The 19700-nt window shown below is 60.7% G+C and carries 18 protein-coding genes; 12 read left to right on the top strand and 6 right to left on the bottom strand.

The genetic code is table 11. The features are described 5' to 3' along the window. Positions 1–130: 130 nt before the first annotated feature. The gene (locus JFT86_RS15435) at positions 131–298 is read right to left on the bottom strand and encodes a DUF2897 family protein (RefSeq protein ID WP_103305695.1); all 168 of its coding nucleotides are present in this window, start codon (positions 296–298) and stop codon (positions 131–133) included. 129 nt (positions 299–427) lie between these two features. Continuing rightward, a complete protein-coding gene (eat, locus tag JFT86_RS15440) occupies positions 428–1792 on the bottom strand; it encodes an ethanolamine permease (RefSeq protein WP_201237323.1) in 1365 nt (454 codons plus the stop codon). A gap of 399 nt (positions 1793–2191) precedes the next feature. Between eat and kdpF the strand changes: the two genes are divergently transcribed. The 6 genes from kdpF (at position 2192) to JFT86_RS15470 (ending at position 10305) form a co-directional block, all read left to right on the top strand. Beyond that, positions 2192–2281 (top strand): K(+)-transporting ATPase subunit F, encoded by a 90-nt coding sequence (kdpF, locus tag JFT86_RS15445; RefSeq protein ID WP_007899818.1) that lies wholly within the window; start codon positions 2192–2194, stop codon positions 2279–2281. Positions 2282–2289: 8 nt separating this feature from the next. Beyond that, positions 2290–3984 (top strand): potassium-transporting ATPase subunit KdpA, encoded by a 1695-nt coding sequence (gene kdpA / locus JFT86_RS15450; RefSeq protein ID WP_201237324.1) that lies wholly within the window; start codon positions 2290–2292, stop codon positions 3982–3984. Between the two features lie 10 nt (positions 3985–3994). Continuing rightward, a complete protein-coding gene (kdpB, locus tag JFT86_RS15455; RefSeq protein WP_201237325.1) occupies positions 3995–6061 on the top strand; it encodes a potassium-transporting ATPase subunit KdpB in 2067 nt (688 codons plus the stop codon). Positions 6062–6238: 177 nt separating this feature from the next. Then, positions 6239–6784, top strand: a complete 546-nt coding sequence (kdpC, locus tag JFT86_RS15460) for a potassium-transporting ATPase subunit KdpC (protein WP_201237326.1) — start codon at positions 6239–6241, stop codon at positions 6782–6784. Positions 6785–6906: 122 nt separating this feature from the next. Further along, complete coding sequence (locus JFT86_RS15465; RefSeq protein WP_201237327.1) at positions 6907–9558, top strand: sensor histidine kinase KdpD; 2652 nt, start codon at positions 6907–6909, stop codon at positions 9556–9558. A 48-nt stretch (positions 9559–9606) separates the two neighbouring features. Beyond that, a complete protein-coding gene (locus JFT86_RS15470) occupies positions 9607–10305 on the top strand; it encodes a response regulator (protein WP_201237328.1) in 699 nt (232 codons plus the stop codon). 134 nt (positions 10306–10439) lie between these two features. Here the strand turns inward: JFT86_RS15470 and JFT86_RS15475 are convergent, their stop codons facing one another. After that, a complete protein-coding gene (locus tag JFT86_RS15475; RefSeq protein ID WP_201237329.1) occupies positions 10440–11477 on the bottom strand; it encodes a patatin-like phospholipase family protein in 1038 nt (345 codons plus the stop codon). Positions 11478–11693: 216 nt separating this feature from the next. Here JFT86_RS15475 and JFT86_RS15480 point away from each other — a divergent pair, with 216 nt between their 5' ends. From JFT86_RS15480 to JFT86_RS15490, 3 genes are all read left to right on the top strand, one after another. Then, a complete protein-coding gene (locus tag JFT86_RS15480) occupies positions 11694–11972 on the top strand; it encodes a hypothetical protein (protein WP_064120270.1) in 279 nt (92 codons plus the stop codon). Between the two features lie 79 nt (positions 11973–12051). Continuing rightward, positions 12052–12816 carry a CHAD domain-containing protein gene (locus tag JFT86_RS15485; RefSeq protein ID WP_201237330.1) on the top strand — a complete coding sequence of 255 codons (765 nt, stop codon included), beginning with the start codon at positions 12052–12054 and terminating at the stop codon, positions 12814–12816. A gap of 240 nt (positions 12817–13056) precedes the next feature. Beyond that, entirely contained in the window at positions 13057–13851 is a 795-nt protein-coding gene (locus tag JFT86_RS15490) for an acyl-CoA thioesterase domain-containing protein (RefSeq protein ID WP_201237331.1), read from the top strand. A 1-nt stretch (position 13852) separates the two neighbouring features. On the opposite strand, the gene JFT86_RS15495 is transcribed toward JFT86_RS15490, so the two are convergent. From JFT86_RS15495 to JFT86_RS15505, 3 genes are all read right to left on the bottom strand, one after another. Further along, on the bottom strand, positions 13853–14218 hold the full coding sequence (locus JFT86_RS15495; protein WP_201237332.1) for an Mpo1-like protein: 366 nt from the start codon (positions 14216–14218) through the stop codon (positions 13853–13855). 214 nt (positions 14219–14432) lie between these two features. After that, the gene (locus JFT86_RS15500) at positions 14433–15914 is read right to left on the bottom strand and encodes a methyl-accepting chemotaxis protein (RefSeq protein WP_201237333.1); all 1482 of its coding nucleotides are present in this window, start codon (positions 15912–15914) and stop codon (positions 14433–14435) included. A 214-nt stretch (positions 15915–16128) separates the two neighbouring features. Further along, complete coding sequence (locus tag JFT86_RS15505; protein ID WP_201237334.1) at positions 16129–16935, bottom strand: TatD family hydrolase; 807 nt, start codon at positions 16933–16935, stop codon at positions 16129–16131. A 236-nt stretch (positions 16936–17171) separates the two neighbouring features. On the opposite strand from JFT86_RS15505, the gene JFT86_RS15510 reads away from it, so the two are divergent. The 3 genes from JFT86_RS15510 (at position 17172) to JFT86_RS15520 (ending at position 19697) form a co-directional block, all read left to right on the top strand. After that, positions 17172–18593 (top strand): transglycosylase SLT domain-containing protein, encoded by a 1422-nt coding sequence (locus JFT86_RS15510; protein WP_201237335.1) that lies wholly within the window; start codon positions 17172–17174, stop codon positions 18591–18593. A 112-nt stretch (positions 18594–18705) separates the two neighbouring features. Beyond that, the gene (locus JFT86_RS15515; RefSeq protein WP_201237336.1) at positions 18706–19140 is read left to right on the top strand and encodes a DoxX family protein; all 435 of its coding nucleotides are present in this window, start codon (positions 18706–18708) and stop codon (positions 19138–19140) included. A 248-nt stretch (positions 19141–19388) separates the two neighbouring features. After that, a complete protein-coding gene (locus JFT86_RS15520; RefSeq protein ID WP_201237337.1) occupies positions 19389–19697 on the top strand; it encodes a class I SAM-dependent methyltransferase in 309 nt (102 codons plus the stop codon). The last annotated feature ends 3 nt before the right edge of the window (positions 19698–19700 follow it).

Here is a 19700-nt window from a genome sequence, read left to right on the forward strand (position 1 = left end):
TCTCCGCAACAATGCCCCCATCTTAACCAAGGAAAATTAGATGGTGACTGTACTTCTACTTCTAAAAAGCGTGCAGGCAGGTCCGATCGGATCTGAAAAAACAAACCCCGCCAATCAGGCGGGGTTTTCATTAGCGATCTTGTGCTTCTTTCGCGTCCATTTCCGCGTTGCGTTGCGCGACGCGCTTGCGTTCTTCATCGGTCAGTTCGACCTTGTTGGCGGTGTCTCGCAACATCATCAACCCGCCAACGATCGAGCCGATTGCAACGACCAGAATCAACCAGGCATACCAAGGCATAACGGCTCTCCTTAAAGGCAGATCGGTGGGCGAGGATTTCGCCGTGAACCGCTGCATAGAACTTTTGAGCGAAATGAATTCGCAGTGGTTCCATTCTAGGCCCGTTATGCCCGGTGCATGCGATCAATCCTACAGGCCGGTCAGCATCGCATCGGCCGGTGCGTTGGCCCGTAGTTGACCGGTGAGCAGGAAGTAGCCAAAGCCCACAGCCATGAATCCGAGAAAAATCAGCCCGATCAAGGCGTTGAACCACGCCATCGCCACCAGACACACCACCGCCAGCATCAAGGCGATCAACGGGATCAGCGGATAGCACGGCGCACGGAATGTACGCTCCAGGTTCGGCTCGGATTTACGCAGTTTGAATAGACTAAGCATGCTCATGATGTACATCACGATTGCGCCGAACACCGCCATGGTGATCATCGCAGCAGTGAGGGTCATCCCACCGAGGTTGATCAGACCATCGCTATAGATCGCTGCGATGCCGATGATGCCGCCGACGATGATCGCCCGGTGCGGCGTCTGGAAGCGCGACAGCTTGGCCAGCGAGGCCGGCAGGTAACCGGCGCGGGCGAGGGCGAAGAACTGTCGCGAGTAGCCAAGAATGATGCCGTGGAAACTTGCCACCAGCCCGAACAGGCCGATCCAGACCAGCATGTGCAGCCAGCCGGAATTGTCGCCGACCACGGTTTTCATCGCCTGCGGCAGTGGGTCGTTGATGTTTGCCAGGGTGCGCCAGTCGCCGACGCCACCTGCGAAGAACATCACACCCATGGCCAGCAACACCAGGGTCAGGATGCCGCTGATGTAAGCCTTGGGAATTGTGCGTTTTGGGTCCTTGGCTTCTTCGGCGGCCATGGCCGCGCCTTCGATGGCGAGGAAGAACCAGATGGCAAATGGAATCGCCGCAAACATCCCGGCAATTGCCGGCGCACCGAAAACGTCCGAGCCAGCCCAGCCATTGAGGGCGAAGTTGCTGAAGCTGAAGGCCGGGGCGACGACCCCCATGAACACCAGCAACTCGGCGACGGCGAGTACGCAGACGATCAACTCGAAGGTCGCCGCCAGTTTCACGCCAAGGATGTTCAAGCCCATGAACACGATGTAGGCGCCGACCGCCGCGTGTTTCGGATCGAGCGCGGGGAATTGCACATTCAGGTAAGCGCCGATAGCCAGCGCAATGGCTGGTGGCGCGAAAACGAATTCGATCAGCGTCGCCAGCCCGGCGATCAATCCACCTTTCTCACCAAATGCTCGGCGACTGTAAGCAAATGGCCCGCCCGCGTGAGGTATCGCCGTGGTCAGTTCGGTGAAGCTGAAAATAAAGCAGGTGTACATGGTCGCGACCATGAACGAGGTCACCAGAAAGCCCAGTGTTCCGGCCACGCCCCAGCCATAACTCCAGCCGAAGTATTCCCCGGAAATCACCAGCCCGACTGCAATGCCCCACAGGTGCAACGTGCCCAGCGTGGGTTTGAGTTGTGTGTTCATTCGTTTGCTCCCTGAAGGTTTGGAAAGCTCGGGGGAGGCTGTGTGCAGTGGGCGTGCCATTCCGGGAAATCAGGTCGTAATGCGCTGAAAGCTGTCGTTATCCAAGATGTTCATCACTGGATGGGCACATTTCCGTGCGCCAGTTGAGTGCGATGTCGTCGGTTATGCCGCCATCGCGAGCAGGCTCACTCCTACAGTTGAACGCATTCCAACTGTAGGAGTGAGCCTGCTCGCGATGGGGCCTGAACAAGCGGCGCAAAACCCTGCTGTAACGCCAGCATAAACCCACTCTTTACGCTTTCTTTATGCCCCGCCGCACCCCTCGGTCTCGTTCCTTTACAGCCTCCTTTCCGACAATGCCTGCACACACGGCAATACGCCGTAACACGGAGATCTTCCATGAGCGTTCTGGACGGGGTGTCCCTGCTGCTGGCAGTGGGGCTGTTCATTTATCTGTTGGTTGCGCTGTTGCGCGCGGACCGAAACTAGGAGCGGCTATGCACAGTTATGACTATTGGCTGATCCTCGCGTTTTTCGCGGTGGTCTTGCTGCCGGCGCCGTTCCTCGGGCGCTTCTACTACAAAGTGATGGAAGGTCAGCGCACCTGGCTGACGCCGATTCTCGGCCCGGTCGAGCGCGGCTGTTATCGCATTGCCGGGGTTGATCCGCAGGCTGAACAGAGCTGGCAGAAATACACGCTGGCGCTGCTGGCGTTTAACCTCGCCGGTTTTCTGCTGTTGTTTGCGATCCTGTTGTTCCAGGATCACCTGCCGCTCAACCCGCAGAACCTGCCGGGCCAGGAGTGGACGCAAGCGTTCAACACCGCCGTCAGTTTCATGACCAACACCAACTGGCAGTCCTACAGCGGTGAAGCGACCCTCAGCTACCTGAGTCAGATGGTTGGCCTCACCGTGCAGAACTTCGTCAGCGCCGCGACTGGCCTGGCTGTGCTGGTTGCGCTGTGCCGTGGTATCGGTCGCAAGTCGACCAAGACCCTCGGCAACTTCTGGGTCGACATGACCCGTGCCACCCTCTACGGTTTGTTGCCGCTGTGCCTGTTGCTGGCGCTGTATCTGGTGTGGCAGGGCGTGCCGCAAACTTTCGCGCAATACGTCAATGCCGTGACGATTCAGGGTGTTGATCAAGTGATCCCGCTTGGTCCTGCGGCCAGCCAGATTGCGATCAAGCAACTGGGCACCAACGGTGGCGGCTTCTTCGGCGTCAACTCGGCGCACCCGTTCGAGAACCCGACTGCATGGAGCAACCTGTTCGAAGTCGGCTCGATCATTCTGATCCCGGTGGCGCTGGTGTTCACCTTCGGCCATTACGTCAAGGACCTGCGTCAGAGCCGCGCGATCATCGCCTGCATGCTGGCGCTGTTTCTGATCGGCGGCGCGACTTCGCTGTGGGCCGAGTATCAGCCGAATCCAACCCTGAACAACGCCGCCGTCGAACAGACTGCACCGCTGGAAGGCAAGGAAGCACGCTTCGGCACCACCGCCACTGTGCTCTGGTCGGTGACCACCACGGCGGCGTCGAACGGCTCGGTCAACGGTATGCATGACAGCCTCAACCCGCTCAGCGGCATGGTTGCGCTGGTCAACATGATGGTCGGCGAAGTGATCTTCGGCGGTGTTGGCGCCGGGCTCTACGGCATGTTGCTCAACGTGCTGATCGCGGTATTCCTCGCCGGCCTGATGATCGGCCGCACACCGGAATACCTCGGCAAGAAACTGCAGGCGCGGGAAGTGCAACTGCTGGTCGTCACCTTGCTGGTCATGCCGGTTGGTGTGTTGGTGCTCGGCGCGATCGCCGCGACGTTGCCCGGCCCTGCGGCAACCATCAGCAACCCCGGCCCGCACGGCTTCAGTCAATTGCTCTACGCCTACACCTCGGCCAGCGCGAACAACGGTTCGGCGTTCGGCGGCCTGAGTGCAAATACACCGTTCCATAACCTGATGCTCGGTCTGGGCATGTTGATCGGTCGCTTCGGTTACATCCTTCCGGTGCTGGCCCTGGCCGGTAGCCTGGCGATGAAGAAAACCGCACCGATCGGCCAGAACAGCTTCCCGACCCACGGCCCGCTGTTCGTGACCCTGTTGACCGTGACCATTTTGCTGGTGGGCGGCCTGACCTTTCTGCCGACCCTGGCGTTGGGCCCAATCGCTGAACATCTGAGCATGGGCTTCTAAGGAATCCATCATGAATATGCACGTTCCTGCATCAAAACCTGCGGTGCCGGCCAAGTCGGCAGAAGCACCGAAAACCGCGATCTCGGCCCTGTGGCGCCCGGCGCTGGTGCAAGCGTTCGTCAAGCTCGACCCTCGGCAACTGGTGCGTTCGCCAGTGATGCTGGTGGTCGAACTGACCGCGATTTTCACCACCGTGTTGTGCTTCATTCCGGACAACGTCGTGCCGACTTTCGTCGCCGCGCAAATTGCCCTGTGGCTGTGGTTCACCGTGCTGTTCGCCAACTTCGCCGAAGCCTTGGCCGAAGGTCGCGGCAAGGCCCGCGCCGACAGCCTCAAGGCTGGCAGCGAAGGCCTCAGCGCCCGGCGCAAACTGGCCAACGGCAGTTTTCAGGTGGTGCCTGCCGCCAGTCTGCGCAAAGGTGATGTGGTGCGCGTCGAAGCGGGGGAGATGATCCCCGGTGACGGCGAAGTCATCGAAGGCATCGCGGCGGTCAACGAAGCGGCGATCACCGGTGAATCGGCGCCGGTGATTCGTGAGTCGGGCGGCGATCGCTCGGCGGTCACTGGCAACACCCGGCTGGTGTCCGACTGGTTGCTGATAACGATCACCGCCAACCCCGGTGAGTCGACCCTCGACCGCATGATCGCGTTGGTCGAAGGCGCCAAACGCCAGAAAACCCCGAACGAAGTCGCGCTCGACATCCTGCTGATCGGCCTGACCCTGATTTTCCTGCTGGTGGTCGTGACCCTGCAACCCTTCGCCCATTTCGCCAATGGCAGCCTGCCGCTGGTGTTCCTGGTGGCGCTGCTGGTTACGCTGATTCCGACCACCATTGGTGGCTTGCTGTCGGCGATTGGTATCGCCGGGATGGATCGCCTGGTGCGCCTGAACGTGATCGCCAAATCCGGGCGTGCAGTGGAAGCGGCGGGTGACGTGCATGTGCTGTTGCTGGACAAGACCGGCACCATCACTTTCGGCAACCGTCGTTGCAGTGCGGTGTATGCCGCGCCGGGTGTCAGTGGTCGTGATCTGGCCGAGGGCGCGTTGTTCGCCTCGCTGGCGGATGAAACGGCGGAAGGTAAATCCATCGTCGAGTATCTGCGCGGCCTGCATCCGCAGCCGGAACCGTCGCCGGAAACCCTGACCGCTGTGCCGTTCAGCGCGGAAACCCGTTTGTCCGGTGTCGACTATCAGGGGCGTGTGTATCGCAAGGGCGCGGTGGATTCGCTGTTGAGTTTTCTCGGTCAGAAACGCGCCGATCTTGCCCCGGCGCTGTCGCGGGAAATCGACAAGATCGCCCAGAGTGGCGGCACGCCGTTGCTGGTCTGCGCTGACGGCAAACTGCTCGGTGCGATTCACCTCAAGGACGTGGTGAAACCGGGTATCCGCGAGCGTTTTGCCGAGCTGCGCAAGCTGGGGATTCGCACTGTGATGGTCACTGGCGACAACCCGCTGACCGCCGCTGCGATTGCTGCCGAGGCTGGCGTCGATGACGTCCTCGCCGAAGCGACTCCGGAGAAAAAACTCGCACGTATTCGTCACGAACAGAACGACGGTCGCCTGGTCGCGATGTGCGGCGACGGCGCCAACGATGCCCCGGCGCTGGCTCAGGCTGACGTTGGCATGGCGATGAACGACGGCACGCAAGCGGCCCGCGAGGCGGCCAACATGGTCGACCTCGACAGCGATCCGACCAAGCTGCTGGACGTGGTGCAGATCGGCAAGGAATTGCTGGTGACTCGCGGTGCATTGACGACCTTTTCCATCGCCAACGACATCGCCAAATACTTCGCGATCCTGCCGGCGTTGTTCGCCTCGATCTACCCGCAACTGGGTGTGCTGAACATCATGCACCTGACCAGTCCGCAGAGCGCGATTCTCTCGGCCATCGTCTTCAACGCCTTGATCATTGTCGTGTTGATTCCGCTGGCTCTGCGTGGTGTCAGGGTGCAAGCGGCAAGTGCGGCGGCGTTGTTGCGACGCAATCTGCTGATCTACGGACTGGGCGGGATTCTGGTGCCGTTCGTGGGGATCAAGGCCATCGACATGCTGCTCACGGCGTTGCATCTGGTTTGACGAGGTATCGCCGGTGCGGGGCCTTTTGTGGCGAGGGAGCTTGCTCCCGCCGGGCTGCGAAGCGGCCCCAATCCGATCTACCGAGTTGTCGGTTATACGACTGCTGCGCAGCCGAGCGGGAGCAAGCTCCCTCGCCACAGGTGTTGCAGCGTTGCCTATTTGGAAGAGGATTTTGAAATGTCCACAATGATACGTCCGGCCCTGAGCCTGCTGGTGCTGATGACCCTGGTCACCGGCGTTGCCTATCCACTGGTGGTCACCGGCGTCGCGCAAGTCGCATTCCCCGAACAGGCCAACGGCAGCTTGGTTCACGACGCCGATGGCAAGGTCCGCGGCTCATCCCTGATCGCTCAGGATTTTGTCGGCGATGCCTGGTTCCATCCACGGCCATCGGCCGGCGCATTTGCTACCGTTTCCAGCAGTGCGAGCAACCTCGCACCGAGCAATCCGGTACTGGCCACACGGGTGATCGACGACGCCAAAAAATTACAGGTTCCCGGTCAAGGTCCAGTGCCATTGGCGCTGTTGACCACCTCGGGCAGCGGTCTCGATCCGCACTTGCCTCCAGCGGCAATTGCCTATCAACTGGCGCGTGTCGCGGCAGCGCGCAATCTGCCGGTGTCGACCTTGCAGCAACTGCTCGATGCGCACATCGAACAGCCGCTGGTAGGGCCGCCGGTGGTGAATGTGCTTGAGCTGAACATGGCACTGGAAAAGCTGTAGATCAAAAGATCGCAGCCTGCGGCAGCTCCTACAATGGATCGGCGTAAGCCCTGTAGGAGCTGCCGAAGGCTGCGATCTTTTAATGCCTCACCTCAATTTCAAACCGAACAAGGCAAACCCCGATGAGCGACTCCGGCCGCGCCGACGCACTGTTAGCTGACCTGCCCCGCGACGGCCGTGGCCGGCTCAAGGTTTTTCTCGGTGCCGCGCCCGGCGTAGGCAAGACCTACGCCATGCTCCAGGCCGCCCATACCCAACTGCGTCAGGGCGTAAAAGTCATCGCCGGAGTCGTCGAGACCCACGGCCGCGCCGAAACCGAAGCGCTGCTCGGCGGCTTGCCGCAGCAACCGCTGGTGCGCTCGGAATACCGTGGTGTGATGCTCGAAGAAATGGACCTCGACGGCCTCCTCGCCGCCAAACCGAAACTGGTACTGGTAGATGAACTGGCGCACAGCAATGCCCCCGGTAGCCGTCACACCAAACGCTGGCAGGACATTCAGGAACTGCTCGCCGCGGGCATCGACGTGTTCACCACGGTCAACGTCCAGCACCTGGAAAGCCTCAACGATCAGGTGCGCGGCATTACCGGCGTGCAGGTGCGCGAAACCCTGCCCGACTGGGTGCTGCAGGAAGCCTACGAACTGCTGCTGATCGACTTGCCGCCGCGTGAATTGCTTGAGCGACTGCGCGAGGGCAAGGTCTACGTGCCGGAGCAGGCCCGCGCCGCAATCGATGCCTTTTTCACCCAGACCAACCTCACTGCGTTGCGCGAACTGGCGATGCAAACCGCTGCCGCGCAGGTCGATAACGATCTCGCTCAGGGCTATCGCCAGCTCGGTCAAGCCGCGCCGGCGGTGCGCGGACGCTTGTTGGTTGGCGTCGATGGCGATGCGCAGGCCGAACGGCTGGTGCGCCACGCCAGTCGCGTCGCCCAGCGTCGGCATTTGCCGTGGAGTCTGGTGCACGTCGACAACGGCACGGTGCGTGACGAGCAATCGCGTCTGCGTTTGCAAAGCGCTCAGCAACTGGCCGAGCGCCTCGGCGGCGAAGTGGTGTTGCTGCGTGCCGGTGAAGTGGCGAAAACCTTGATCCAGCATGCCGCCGAGCGTCGCGCGAGTCTGGTGCTGGTCGGCCAGTCGCGGCCGCGGCTGCGCCGTCGCTTGTTCGGTGGCGGGTTGGCCGCGCGCTTGTTGCGTCAGGCCCATGGTCTGGAAATCAACGTCCTCGACAGCGATCACGAGCAGCATCAACCTCGCCCTCGAAATGCCCTGACACTTGTCTGGTTCGACTATGCGTTGGCGCTGGTCGCCACGGTGTTGGCCAGTGCCCTGGCGTGGGCAGTGTCGAGCGTGTTGCCGCTGCCGAACATCTCGCTGGTGTTCCTCGCGGCGGTGTTGCTGGTGGCGGTGCGCAGCAGTCTTGGCCCGGCGCTGGCCTGTGCGGCGTTGTCATTTCTGACCTACGACTTTCTGTTCATCCCGCCGAATTTTTCCTTCAGCATCCAGCGCGAAGAAGACGTACTGACCTTGCTGTTTTTCCTGTTGATGGCGGCGCTCACCGGTAATCTCGCGGCACGTCAGCGTCGCCAGTTGCAGGCGTTGCGCGATACCCAGGAAGAGACCACTGAACTGCTCGATCTGTCGCGCAAACTCACCGCCGCCACCGACCGTCAGGCCGTGGTCAGCGCCGCTGCGCAGCACCTCAATGGCTGGAGCGATCTGCAACTGTGCCTGCTCAATCGCGACGGCCAGGGCGGCTGGAAAGTCGAAACCGGCGGGCCGCTGGAGTTCACCGAAGCCGAACGCGCTGCCGCCGACTGGGCCTGGCAGCACGATCAACCGGCCGGCATGGGCACGGGCACCTTGCCGTTCGGCCGTTGGTGGTGGTGGCCGCTGTCGGTCGAGGACGGGCCGTTGGCCTTGCTCGGAGTTGGCGCCAGGGAAGGTCAGACCTTGACTGGCCAGCGTCGCCGTTTGCTTACCGCGCTCAGTCAGCCATTGGCGCAAGCATTGGCCCGGGCGCAACTGGCGGATGATCTCGAAGCGGCGCGCCTGCACGGTGAAACCGAGCAACTGCGCAGCGCCTTGCTGGCCTCGGTGTCCCACGATTTGCGCACACCACTGACGTCCATGCGCGGCAGCATCGACAGTCTGTTGGCCCTCGGCGAAGCGATTCCTTTGGAGGATCGTCGCGAACTGCTCGAAGGCACCCGCGATGAAGCCGAACGCCTCGACCGCTACATCCAGAACCTGCTCGACATGACGCGCCTCGGCCACGGTGCACTGAAGCTGGCGCGGGACTGGGTGTCGCCCGCCGACATCGTCGGCAGTTCGCTCAATCGCCTGCGCGCGGTGCTGGCGCCGTTGCAGGTCAGCACCGAGGTGCCTGCCGAATTGCCGCTGCTGTTCGTGCATGCCGCGCTGATCGAACAGGCGCTGGTCAATGTGCTGGAAAACGCTGCGCGTTTCTCGCCAAGCCATGGTCGTTTGCAACTGAGCGCCGGAGCCCATGACGAGGAGATTTTTTTCTCGGTCAGCGATGAAGGGCCGGGCATTCCCGAAGATGAGCGAGCGAAGATTTTCGACATGTTCTACACCGCTGCCCGGGGTGATCGCGGTGGCCAGGGCACGGGACTCGGCCTGGCGATCTGTCAGGGCATGGTCGGCGCGCACGGCGGACGAATCAGCGTGGCCGACGGCATCGATGGGCGCGGCACCTGCATCACCCTGCATCTGCCGTTGCAGACGCAACCGGGGATGGACGATGAAGCCTGATTGCGACTGCGCTACTCTCTTGCCAATCTTTTCTGTTGATGTGAATTCATGAGCCAGACCGCGACCATTTTGGTCATCGACGACGAACCGCAGATCCGCAAGTTCCTGCGCATCAGCCTCGCCTCACAAGGCTACAAAGTGCTCGAGGCCGGCACCGGCGCCGAGGGTCTGGCGCAGGCGGCGCTGAACAAACCGGACTTGCTGGTGCTCGACCTCGGCCTGCCGGACATGGATGGCCAGCAAGTGCTGCGCGAGTTCCGCGAGTGGGCCACGGCGCCCGTGCTGGTGCTGTCGGTGCGCGCCAGCGAAGGGCAGAAAGTCCAGGCGCTGGATGGCGGCGCCAATGACTACGTGACCAAACCGTTCGGCATTCAGGAGTTTCTTGCCCGGGTGCGCGCATTGTTACGCCAGGCGCCGGCGGGCGAGGCGCAGCAAGCGGCGCTGAATTTCGGCCCGTTGACGGTGGATCTGGCGTATCGGCGCGTCCTGCTGGACGGCGCCGAAGTGGCGCTGACCCGCAAGGAATACGCCGTGCTGGCGCAACTGGCGCGGCATCCGGGGCGAGTGATCACGCAGCAGCAATTGCTCAAGGATATCTGGGGCCCGACGCATACTGAGGACAGTCATTATCTGCGGATTGTGGTCGGGCATTTGCGCCAGAAACTGGCGGATGATCCGACACAGCCGCGGTTTATCGTGACGGAGGCGGGGGTAGGGTATCGGCTGTTGAGTGATAACAGCCTGTAGTTTTTGGGTGGGCTGTTCTGGCCCCATCGCGAGCAGGCTCACTCCTACAGGGGATCTGTGTCGAGCACAAATCCCCTGTAGGAGTGAGCCTGCTCGCGATGAGGGCATTGCATTCAATCAAGATTTTCAGCCGATCATCCCTGTTCACTGTCATAACGATCCAGCGTATCCCGGGCAATCTCGCGACCCAGCGCGATCAACTCCGGCGCTTTGTAAAACTCGAAAAACCGGCAAACCCGTTTCGGCACATTGATCAGGATGTCCGGTGGATACCCGGCGATCTTGTACTGCGCCAGCGACGTCTGCATCACCTCGAAACTCTGGTTGATCAAGTCCAGCAACGACGCCGGCCCGACGTTATCGATGATGAATGAACCGGTGGCGGACTTTGGCGCGCCTTCACGCTCGGGTGCGGCGGCGGGTTGCTGGGCTTCGGGCTCGGCGCTTTCGAGCCACGGGTTGATATCCGCCGCTTCGGCGCGCAAGGCCTCCTGTTCCAGCATCAACAATTGTTCGGCTTGCTTGCGGCGGAACGGCATCTTCGAACCCAGCGAATTGATCAGGCTGTCGAACCTCGAGCGAAACGCCGCAGGACGTTGGATCACCGGCAACTTGTAATGACGCTGGTTGGTCGAGTTGAGATTGACCGCGATGATCAGATCGCAGTGACTGGACACTACCGGCACGATCGGCAGCGGGTTGAGAATGCCGCCGTCGACCAACATCCGATTGCCCTGCATGACCGGGGTGAACAGACTGGGAATCGCCGCCGAGGCGCGCATGGCCTGATGCAGACAACCTTCCTGAAACCAGATTTCCTGCTGGTTGGTGAGGTCGGCAGCGACGGCGGTGTAGGGGATGCGCAAGTCTTCGATATTGATCTCGCCGACGATCTTGCGGATCTGGCCGAAGACCTTTTCACCGCGAATGGCGCCGAGACGAAAGCTCACGTCCACCAGCCGCAGCACATCCAGGTAATCCAGGCTTTCGATCCAGTTGCGGTACTCGTCGAGCTTGCCGGCAGCATAGATCCCGCCGACCACCGCGCCCATCGAACAACCGGCAATACAAGCGATGTCGTACCCGCGTCGTTCGATCTCTTCAATGACCCCGATATGGGCATAGCCCCGAGCGCCTCCGGAGCCCAGCACCAGTGCGACACGTTTTTTCATCAAACTTCCTCCCGACAAGGTTTCACAATGCACCCATCGACGGGCAGGCTCAATCGCCAAAGTCGTTCAGTGCGCCGCTGACGTCGTTTTTTCGCAACTGTCTGCCCCTTCGGCGCTATCCTTTTCGCCAGCGCAGAAACACGTCGGAGCAAGGCACTTTTTCGCCGGCAAACCGTCTTACCTGCACGACTGTTGACCTAATTTGAGGTGTGAGTGATGAAAGCCTGGATCTGTGTGCCGTTGATGGCTCTGGCATTGGCCGGTTGCGCCGGTAAAACTGCTTACCGCGACAGCTGCGGCAGCCAGCTCGACGCGGCGTGGCATGAACTGGATCTGGCCAAGGCCGAAGGTTTTGCCGGTACGGTCAGCTACTCCAAGGCCCTGTCGTTGCTGACGGCCGCCAAGACCCAACAGCAATTCGAAGGTTTCGAAGGGTGCAGCAACAAGGCCGAGAAGGCGCGTTTCTACATTCGCGAATCCCGCGCCGGGCGCTAAGCTGCTGACGTAGCGCAAGGATGCGGCTGTGACACAACGGCAGACTCATCCCCAAAGCCATTTGAATCAGGAGCAAGTGATGTCTGCATTGGTTGATCGTCTGGTGGCCCATGTCCTGAGCCTCGAAGTGCGGCTGCTGGCCTGTCAGGCGCGATTGACCGCACGTACCGACCCCGAGGCGCTGCACGATCTGCGCACCACGGTACGGCGCTTGCGCAGCCTGTTGCGGCCGTTGCGTGGGCTGCCGGGTGTCGAGCAACTGGAAGCCGCCGCCTCGGCGGTCGGCCAATTGACCACGCCGTGGCGTGATCGCGAAGTGCTCGCGGCGTATCTGCTCAAGCACGATCAGCCTGAAGCTGCGCAACGGCGTCTGGTGCAAATGGCCGAGGCCTACCCGGCGCTGGCGGCGAGTCACGAGGTGGCTTCGCTGTTGATGATGCTCGACGCATTTCCGCGTTTCTTGCGCGCCTCCCAGCGGCAAGGCTTGCTCAAGGGGCTGGATAAACGCATCGAAAAACGCCTTGGCAAACAATGGAAGAAACTCGACGAGGCGCTGCACGATCCGGCCCATGACCGCCATCGTCTGCGTCTGCTGATCAAGCGCGTGCGCTATGGCATCGAAGCCTATCCCGAGCTGGATCGCTTGCCGGAACCGGCGCTGGAGCGTCTGAAGGCGGCGCAAGGCGCCTTGGGCGATTGGCACGATTGCTGGCTGTGGCTGGCGAAGGCCGAGCAGGAGGCGGACTTGCAGGCCTGTGTCGCGACGTGGCGATCGACCATGATCAAGGCCGAAGCCAAAGCCGATCGCGTGCTCGAAAAGCTCAGTTCAACCTGCTTCAAATAACCCTGAATCACCACAAATCCCCTGTAGGAGTGAGCCTGCTCGCGATAGCGGTCTGACAGCCAACACGATTGTTGAACGTCAGACCGCTATCGCGAGCAGGCTCACTCCTACAAGGGATTTCAGTGTGACTGATATTGGTTGAAGGCCTTTCTGTCAGTCCATTTGACCGGAATAGACGCTGCGGTGCTCTGCCGGGCTGGTTAAGATCCCCGCATTCACTTTTCGCTTTCCGAGGTTGCCATGCGCTTTTGTGATCTGCTCGACGCGGTCCGCCGTCATCCGCAACTGACCATTCCTGCCGAGTGGGGTCAGGGCCGCGCCAGTTTTGGTGGTCTGGTGGCTGCGCTGCAATACGAAGCCATGCGCGCCCGGGTGCCGGCGGATCGCCCGGTACGTTCGCTGGCGATCACCTTTGTCGGGCCGGTCGAGCCTGAAGTCCCGGTGAGCTTCGAGGTTGATGTACTGCGTGAAGGCAAAGCGGTCAGCCAGGTGCTGGGGCGCGCCATGCAGAACGGTCAGGTGGTCACGATCGTGCAAGGCAGCTTCGGTGCATCGAGGCCTTCAGAGGTTGCGGTTGAAGCCTATCCGGCAGCCGAAATGAAACACTGGGACGAATGCCCGGAGTTGCCCTATATCAAAGGCGTGACGCCTGAATTCATGCGCCATCTGGCCATGCGCTGGAATGTCGGCGGCATGCCGTTCACCGGCACTCCATCGCGGCTGATGGGCGGCTGGGTGCGGTTGCGCGGGGATGTGCGAGAAGAGCCGGTCAGTGAGCCGCATTTGCTGGCGCTGGTCGATGCATGGCCTCCTGCGCTGCTGCCGTATCTGAAGAAGCCTGCGCCGGGCAGCACATTGACCTGGACCATTGAATTTGTTCAGCCGTTACAGGATCTGAGCACGCTGGACTGGTGCAAATACCTCGCCGACATCGAATACGCCGCCGACGGTTACGGCCATGTGGCCGCCAAGCTGTGGAGTGCGCAAGGGCAGTTGATTGCGATGAGTCGCCAGACCGTGACGATTTTTGCCTGAATCAATGCCGACGGTGACGCTCACGCCAGGCGCGCCACCAGCCGCCACTGAGGAAGAAACGCGGAAAAGTCAGAAACTGTTCGACCAGCAGACGTGACACCGCATCTTTACGATCACTGAACGGCTCGGAGGCTTGCGCCTCCAGGCTGTGACCGTGACGCTGGAGTGCCAGCGCCGCGACAATGCCGATCACGCCGATAGCCACGCTGGCCAGGCTCAGGCTGAATACCCCGGACACGATCAACAGAAACGCAACGATGAACAACGGCACGGCAATCAGGTGCAGCACCAGATTGGTCGGATGCTGATGATTGTTCGGGTATGCGCGCCATTGCCACGCGGGAAGGTTGGGGTGACGTTTGCCCATGTTGATTACTCCTCGATCCATGTTGAACTCATGGGTTGAAGAATAGGCCGGGGCGGGGAGGGCGGCGAATCAAGCTTGGCTATTGAAGTGATAGGCACAATGGCCAGATTCGATGGTATTGCGAATAAAGCTATCGCGAGCAGGCTCACTCCTACAGAAGATCTGTGGTGTTCACAAATCCCCTGTAGGAGTGAGCCTGCTCGCGATGAGTCCCTTACAGCTTGAGCTGTCCAATGGCCTTGCTGAGTTCCCCGGCCAACGTCGCCAACTCATTGCTGGTCGTCGCCGAATCCACCGTCTGCTGCACGGTGTTCTCGGTCACATCGCGAATGCTCACCACCGCACGATTCATCTCTTCGGCGACCTGACTCTGCTGCTCAGCCGCCACCGCAATTTGCGTGTTGCTCTCACGCATTTGCGCCACCGCTCCGGTGATCTCCGCGAGGGCCTCGCCAGCCTCTTGCGCCTGCTGCACGCAGTCGTCAGCCTTGTACGAACTCTCCTGCATGAAATCCACCGCATCGCGTGTGCCGGCCTGCAACGCCGAAACCATGGTGGTGATCTCATCGGTGGAGGTCTGTACGCGCTTGGCGAGGTTGCGCACTTCATCGGCAACCACCGCAAAACCACGGCCCATCTCGCCGGCCCGAGCCGCTTCAATGGCGGCGTTGAGCGCGAGCAGATTGGTCTGTTCGGCGATGCTGTGGATCACGCTGACCACGCCGTTGATTTTCTGGCTGTCCTCGGCCAGACGCTGGATCATCTCGGCGGTCTGCTGCACGCCACTCGATAACCCGGCAATCGAATGCTGCACCCGTGCCACTACTTGTTGGCCACTGCCCGCCAGACCATCGGCGGTCTGCGACAAATCACGGGTGGCACCGGCGTGTTGAGCAATGTGATAAACCGTGGCGGTCATTTCGTTGATCGCCGTGGCGGCCTGATCGGTTTCGCTTTGCTGGCCGAGCATGCCGTGACGCACTTCGTTCATGCTCAATGCCAGGCGCGCGGCACCGACATCCAGTTGCCGTGCGGTGTTGGCGACGGTGGTCACCACGCGTTGATAACCGGCCTGCATTGCGTTGAATGCATTGGCCATCTGCCCGACTTCATCTTTGCAGGCCAGCGGCACCCGGGCGGAAAGGTCGCCGCTTTTTTCAACGTGCAGCATTACGTCTTTCAAGGTGTTGAGCTGGCTGAGCAGGAAGCGGATCAACAGTTGCGAAGCGCCGAGCATCGCCAGCATCAGGATGAGCACGGCCACCGCGTAGTTGGCGAAGCGCTCGCTGAATACCTGCGTCAGGCTTGGGCCGTAGGCGATCACCGCGACTTGTTGGCCATCGGCGCGACTGAACACTTCGGCGCCCATCAACGGGTTATCGCCGAACAGCGGCATGTGATTGATCTCGTTCCAGCCGTGGTTGTCGGTGATCTCCAACAGTGGTTGATCGTTGAGGCGCGGCGCTTCGCCACGTTTGAAGGTCAGCACCTGATCTGCCTTGGGCAAGGCTTGCCCGACCGGCCAGCCCTTAAGCAATTGCGCCTGAGCCTGAGCGGATGCCCGCGCGGCATGGCTGCGGGCCTGCTGCTCAAGCTGCACGGCGTACAGCACCAGCAACAGGGTGGTGACGAAGGCGACCGCGTTGACCGCCCAGAATTTGTATTTCAGCGAGATATTGCTAAGCCAGGCACCCATGGAGGTCTTCTCTGATAGCGGAAACAGTTTTGGCAAGGTGCCAGTATTGTGCCGCTACGCAGGTCTGCAGATCTTGATACGGGTCAATAGACCGCACTGTCCCGCCTTTGTAGGAGTGAGCCTGCTCGCGATAGCGGTGTGTGATTCAACATCAATGCAGACTGACACACCGCCATTGCGAGCAGGCTCACTCCTACATTGGGCTTCGGCTGTGTCAGGAGAGGGCTGGGAGGTTGAAGAATGCGCGGGCACACGCGGTGGTATGTGCCGCCAGATCTTCCTCGGTTTCGCCCCGATGCAACGCCACCTCGCGCAGCACTTCGGTCAGATACGCTGGCTCATTGCGGCCATTCTTCGGTTTCGGGCGCAAGGTGCGCGGCAACAGATACGGCGCATCACTTTCCAGCATCAGCCGTCCGCGCTTGATCTCCTTGACCAGCGGATGCAAGTGCGTGCCACGGCGCTCGTCGCAGATCCAACCGGTGATGCCGATATGCAGGTCCAGATCGAGGTAGCTGAACAGCGCCTTTTGCTCGCCAGTGAAGCAATGCACCACGGCGGCAGGCAGTTGATCGCAGAAGTCTTTGAGGATTTCCAGCAGGCGCTGACTGGCATCACGTTCATGCAGGAACACCGGCAGTTGCAGTTCGACGGCCAGCGCCAAATGTTCTTCGAGGACTTTTTCCTGCTGCGGGCGCGGCGAAAAATCACGGTTGAAATCCAGTCCGCATTCACCCACCGCCACCACGTTGCTTTCCTTGAGCAAACTGCGCAGTTGTCTGGCGCTGTCAGCGTTCCAGTCACTGGCCGAATGCGGGTGAATCCCGGCGGTGGCGAACAATCGTTGCCCGCTGTCATCCAGTTGCTGGCACAGCTCCAGTGCCTGCTCGCTACCCTCGACGCTGGTGCCGGTCAGCACCAATTGGCAGACCCCGGCAGCATAGGCGCGGTCGAGTACGGCCTGATGTTTGTCGGCGAAACTTGGGTTGGTCAGGTTGACGCCGATATCGATGAGTTGCATGGTTGCTACCTCGGGCCGAAGGCCGGAAAGCATACCAGAGCTGTAGATTCATAAGAAAAGCCAAGAACTACAACGAGTTATAGCTGTCTTTTGATGCCGCGACGCAGCACGGGTTGGCAGAAATGCCATCACTGTGCCAGTCTCTCGCACTTTGCCAGCGCTCAGGCGCTCTGTTTTCGTCGGTGATTTTCGACCGTTCAGCGGTGAAATCGCCCCGTATTCTTTCCGGAGAGTGGATGGTTCGTCCCTCGGTTTTGTTGCTGTTGTGTGGATCGTTGCTGCTGCCGATGACGGCGGTTGCGCGCCTGCCCGGGCCGCTGCAAGCCGTGCCCGCAGCGAAAGTCCGCGATCTGTCGGAAATTCGCAGCAGTCGTGTGCTGCGGGTGCTGGTCAACCAGAGCCGCAACAGCTCCGGCGAAGTCCAGGGCCAGTCCATCGGTATCGAATACCATCGCCTGCGCGCCTTCGAGCAATACCTCAACGGTCACGCCCGTGACGGTCAGGAAATCACCCTCAAGATCATTCCCAAAGCCAAGGATCAATTGCTCGGTGCATTGCAGCGCGGCGAAGGCGATCTGGTCGCGCCGGGTGAATTGCTTGATCTGCAACCGGGGCACGCGGTGGCCAGCAGTGAGCCGATCGCCAGCAACGTGCCGCTGGTGCTGGTTGGCATCAAGGGCGAGCGACGCTACACCAAGGTCGAGCAACTCTCCGGGAAAACCCTCGCGTTGCCCACCGGCAGTGCGGCGGGCGAAGCGGTCAGCCAGCTCAATCAGAAACTCGCCTTGCACAAACTGGCACCGATCAAGATCGAATGGGTCGATCCGACGCTGGCGGTCGAAGACGTGCTGGAAATGGTCCAGGGCGGAATCTTTCACCTGACCATCGTCGAGCAACCGATTGCCGAGCGCTGGGGCAAGATTCTGCCGAAACTGCGCTTTGATCGACAGGTGATGATCAGCGAGCCGGGCGAGGAGTACTGGTTCGTGCGCCGCGATGCATCGATGCTGCGCGCAAGCATCGATCGCTTCCTCACCGGTTACAAAAAACCGGCGAACGAAGACGCGGCGTTCCTGCGCATCTACCGCCGTCTCTATCAAGTCCACTATCCATTGGCCAAGGCCGATCGCCAGCGCCTGGAAAAACTGCGGCCAACCCTGCAAAAGCATGCCGATGCACAGCGCATGGACTGGCTGAACCTGGCCGCACTGGCGTTCAAGGAATCGGCGCTGCAACCCAATGCCCGCAGCGGCAGTGGCCCGACCGGCCTGATGCAGATCACCCCGTCCGCTGCGCAACGGGTCGGCGTCAACAATATTCAGAATCTCGATGCCAACGTTCAGGCCGGCGCGAAGTACCTGGCGATGATCCGTCGCAAATTCTTCAACAGCCCAAAACTCAATGAACGCGAGCGCATGGCGTTCACCTTGGCGGCCTACAACATCGGCCCCGAGCGCGTGCAGGGGATGCGTGCCGAGGCCCGCCGGCGCGGGCTGAATCCCAACCAGTGGTTCTTCCAGGTCGAGCGTATTGCCATGGAACAGGTGGGAATGGGGCCCGTCAGCTATGTTAATAGCGTGAACAAGTATTACTTGGCGTTCGATCGGGAGCGGGAGTCGTTGGAGCCCGGTGGACAGAAAGTTGTCTCACGCAAATGATCTAATAATTTGATTGTTATGGCGGAATATTTGCGCTTTTAACATGAAATTAACTGATTAATATAGCGGCCAACCAACACACACAACTTCTCGCAAAAACAAGGAATGCCCCATGAGCTCTCTGATCAACAAAGTACTGTTCACCCGCGCTGGTTACGGTCTGACCATTCTGCGCATTGCTGTCGGCGTGATCTTCGCCGCCCACGGTTCGCAGAAGCTTTTCGGTCTGTTCGGTGGTTACGGTCTGGCGGGCACGGCGCAATACATGGAGAGCCTCGGCCTGACGCCGGGTTACCTGATGGCCACACTGGCCGGCGGTACCGAGTTCTTCGCTGGCCTGGCCTTGATCATCGGCTTGCTGGTGCGTCCGGCTGCGCTGGGTCTGACCTTCCTGTCGCTGGTGGCAATCTTCACTGTGCACATCAGCAACGGCTTGTTCATGGCCAACAACGGCTACGAATTTGCGCTGGCCCTGCTCGGTGGCAGCCTCGCCGTACTGATCGAAGGTGCCGGCAAGCTTTCGGTGGATCGCGCCATCGCCGGTTGAGCGCTCTGATTCAAGCAAAAGGCCCGCATTGTGCGGGCCTTTTTTGTTGTGGCTGATTCTTGACACTGATCGGTCACGTTCTCTAGGATGTTGCCCATGCGCCGATTTAAACAGCTACTTGCGGGGCGCCAGGTGACTTCAACAGTTGCCGTCAGAAGCCGGAACAGGGCTTCGAAATACCGCTAAAGCGCTGGTTCGGTGTTGCCTCTCACCTGCCATGCAGACTTTTGAGGCAGAGACACGACACGATGAATGCACTACGCCCTCCAGCACGTCCCGCGCCGATCACGGCACATATCACCCAGCGCAACCCGAAAATCCTCCTTGGCGGTAAACATCAGCCGACGCTGTTGCGTTATCTCGATGGCTGGCCACGCCGTAGCGGCGGCCCGGCTGCATTCCTGATCCAGTTCGTTGAAGACGGCGAGTCGCTGGCGCGTTTCGCCAGTGACAGTTTTGATCTGGCGGTGATTCAGGCGCCGAGCCAAGAGGACGCCCCGCAAATGATCAAGCAACTGGTGCGTGTCGCCCGGCAAGGTCTGATCACCCGTCGCTGATAG

Source organism: Pseudomonas sp. TH06, assembly GCF_016651305.1.
Taxonomy (GTDB): Bacteria; Pseudomonadota; Gammaproteobacteria; order Pseudomonadales; family Pseudomonadaceae; genus Aquipseudomonas.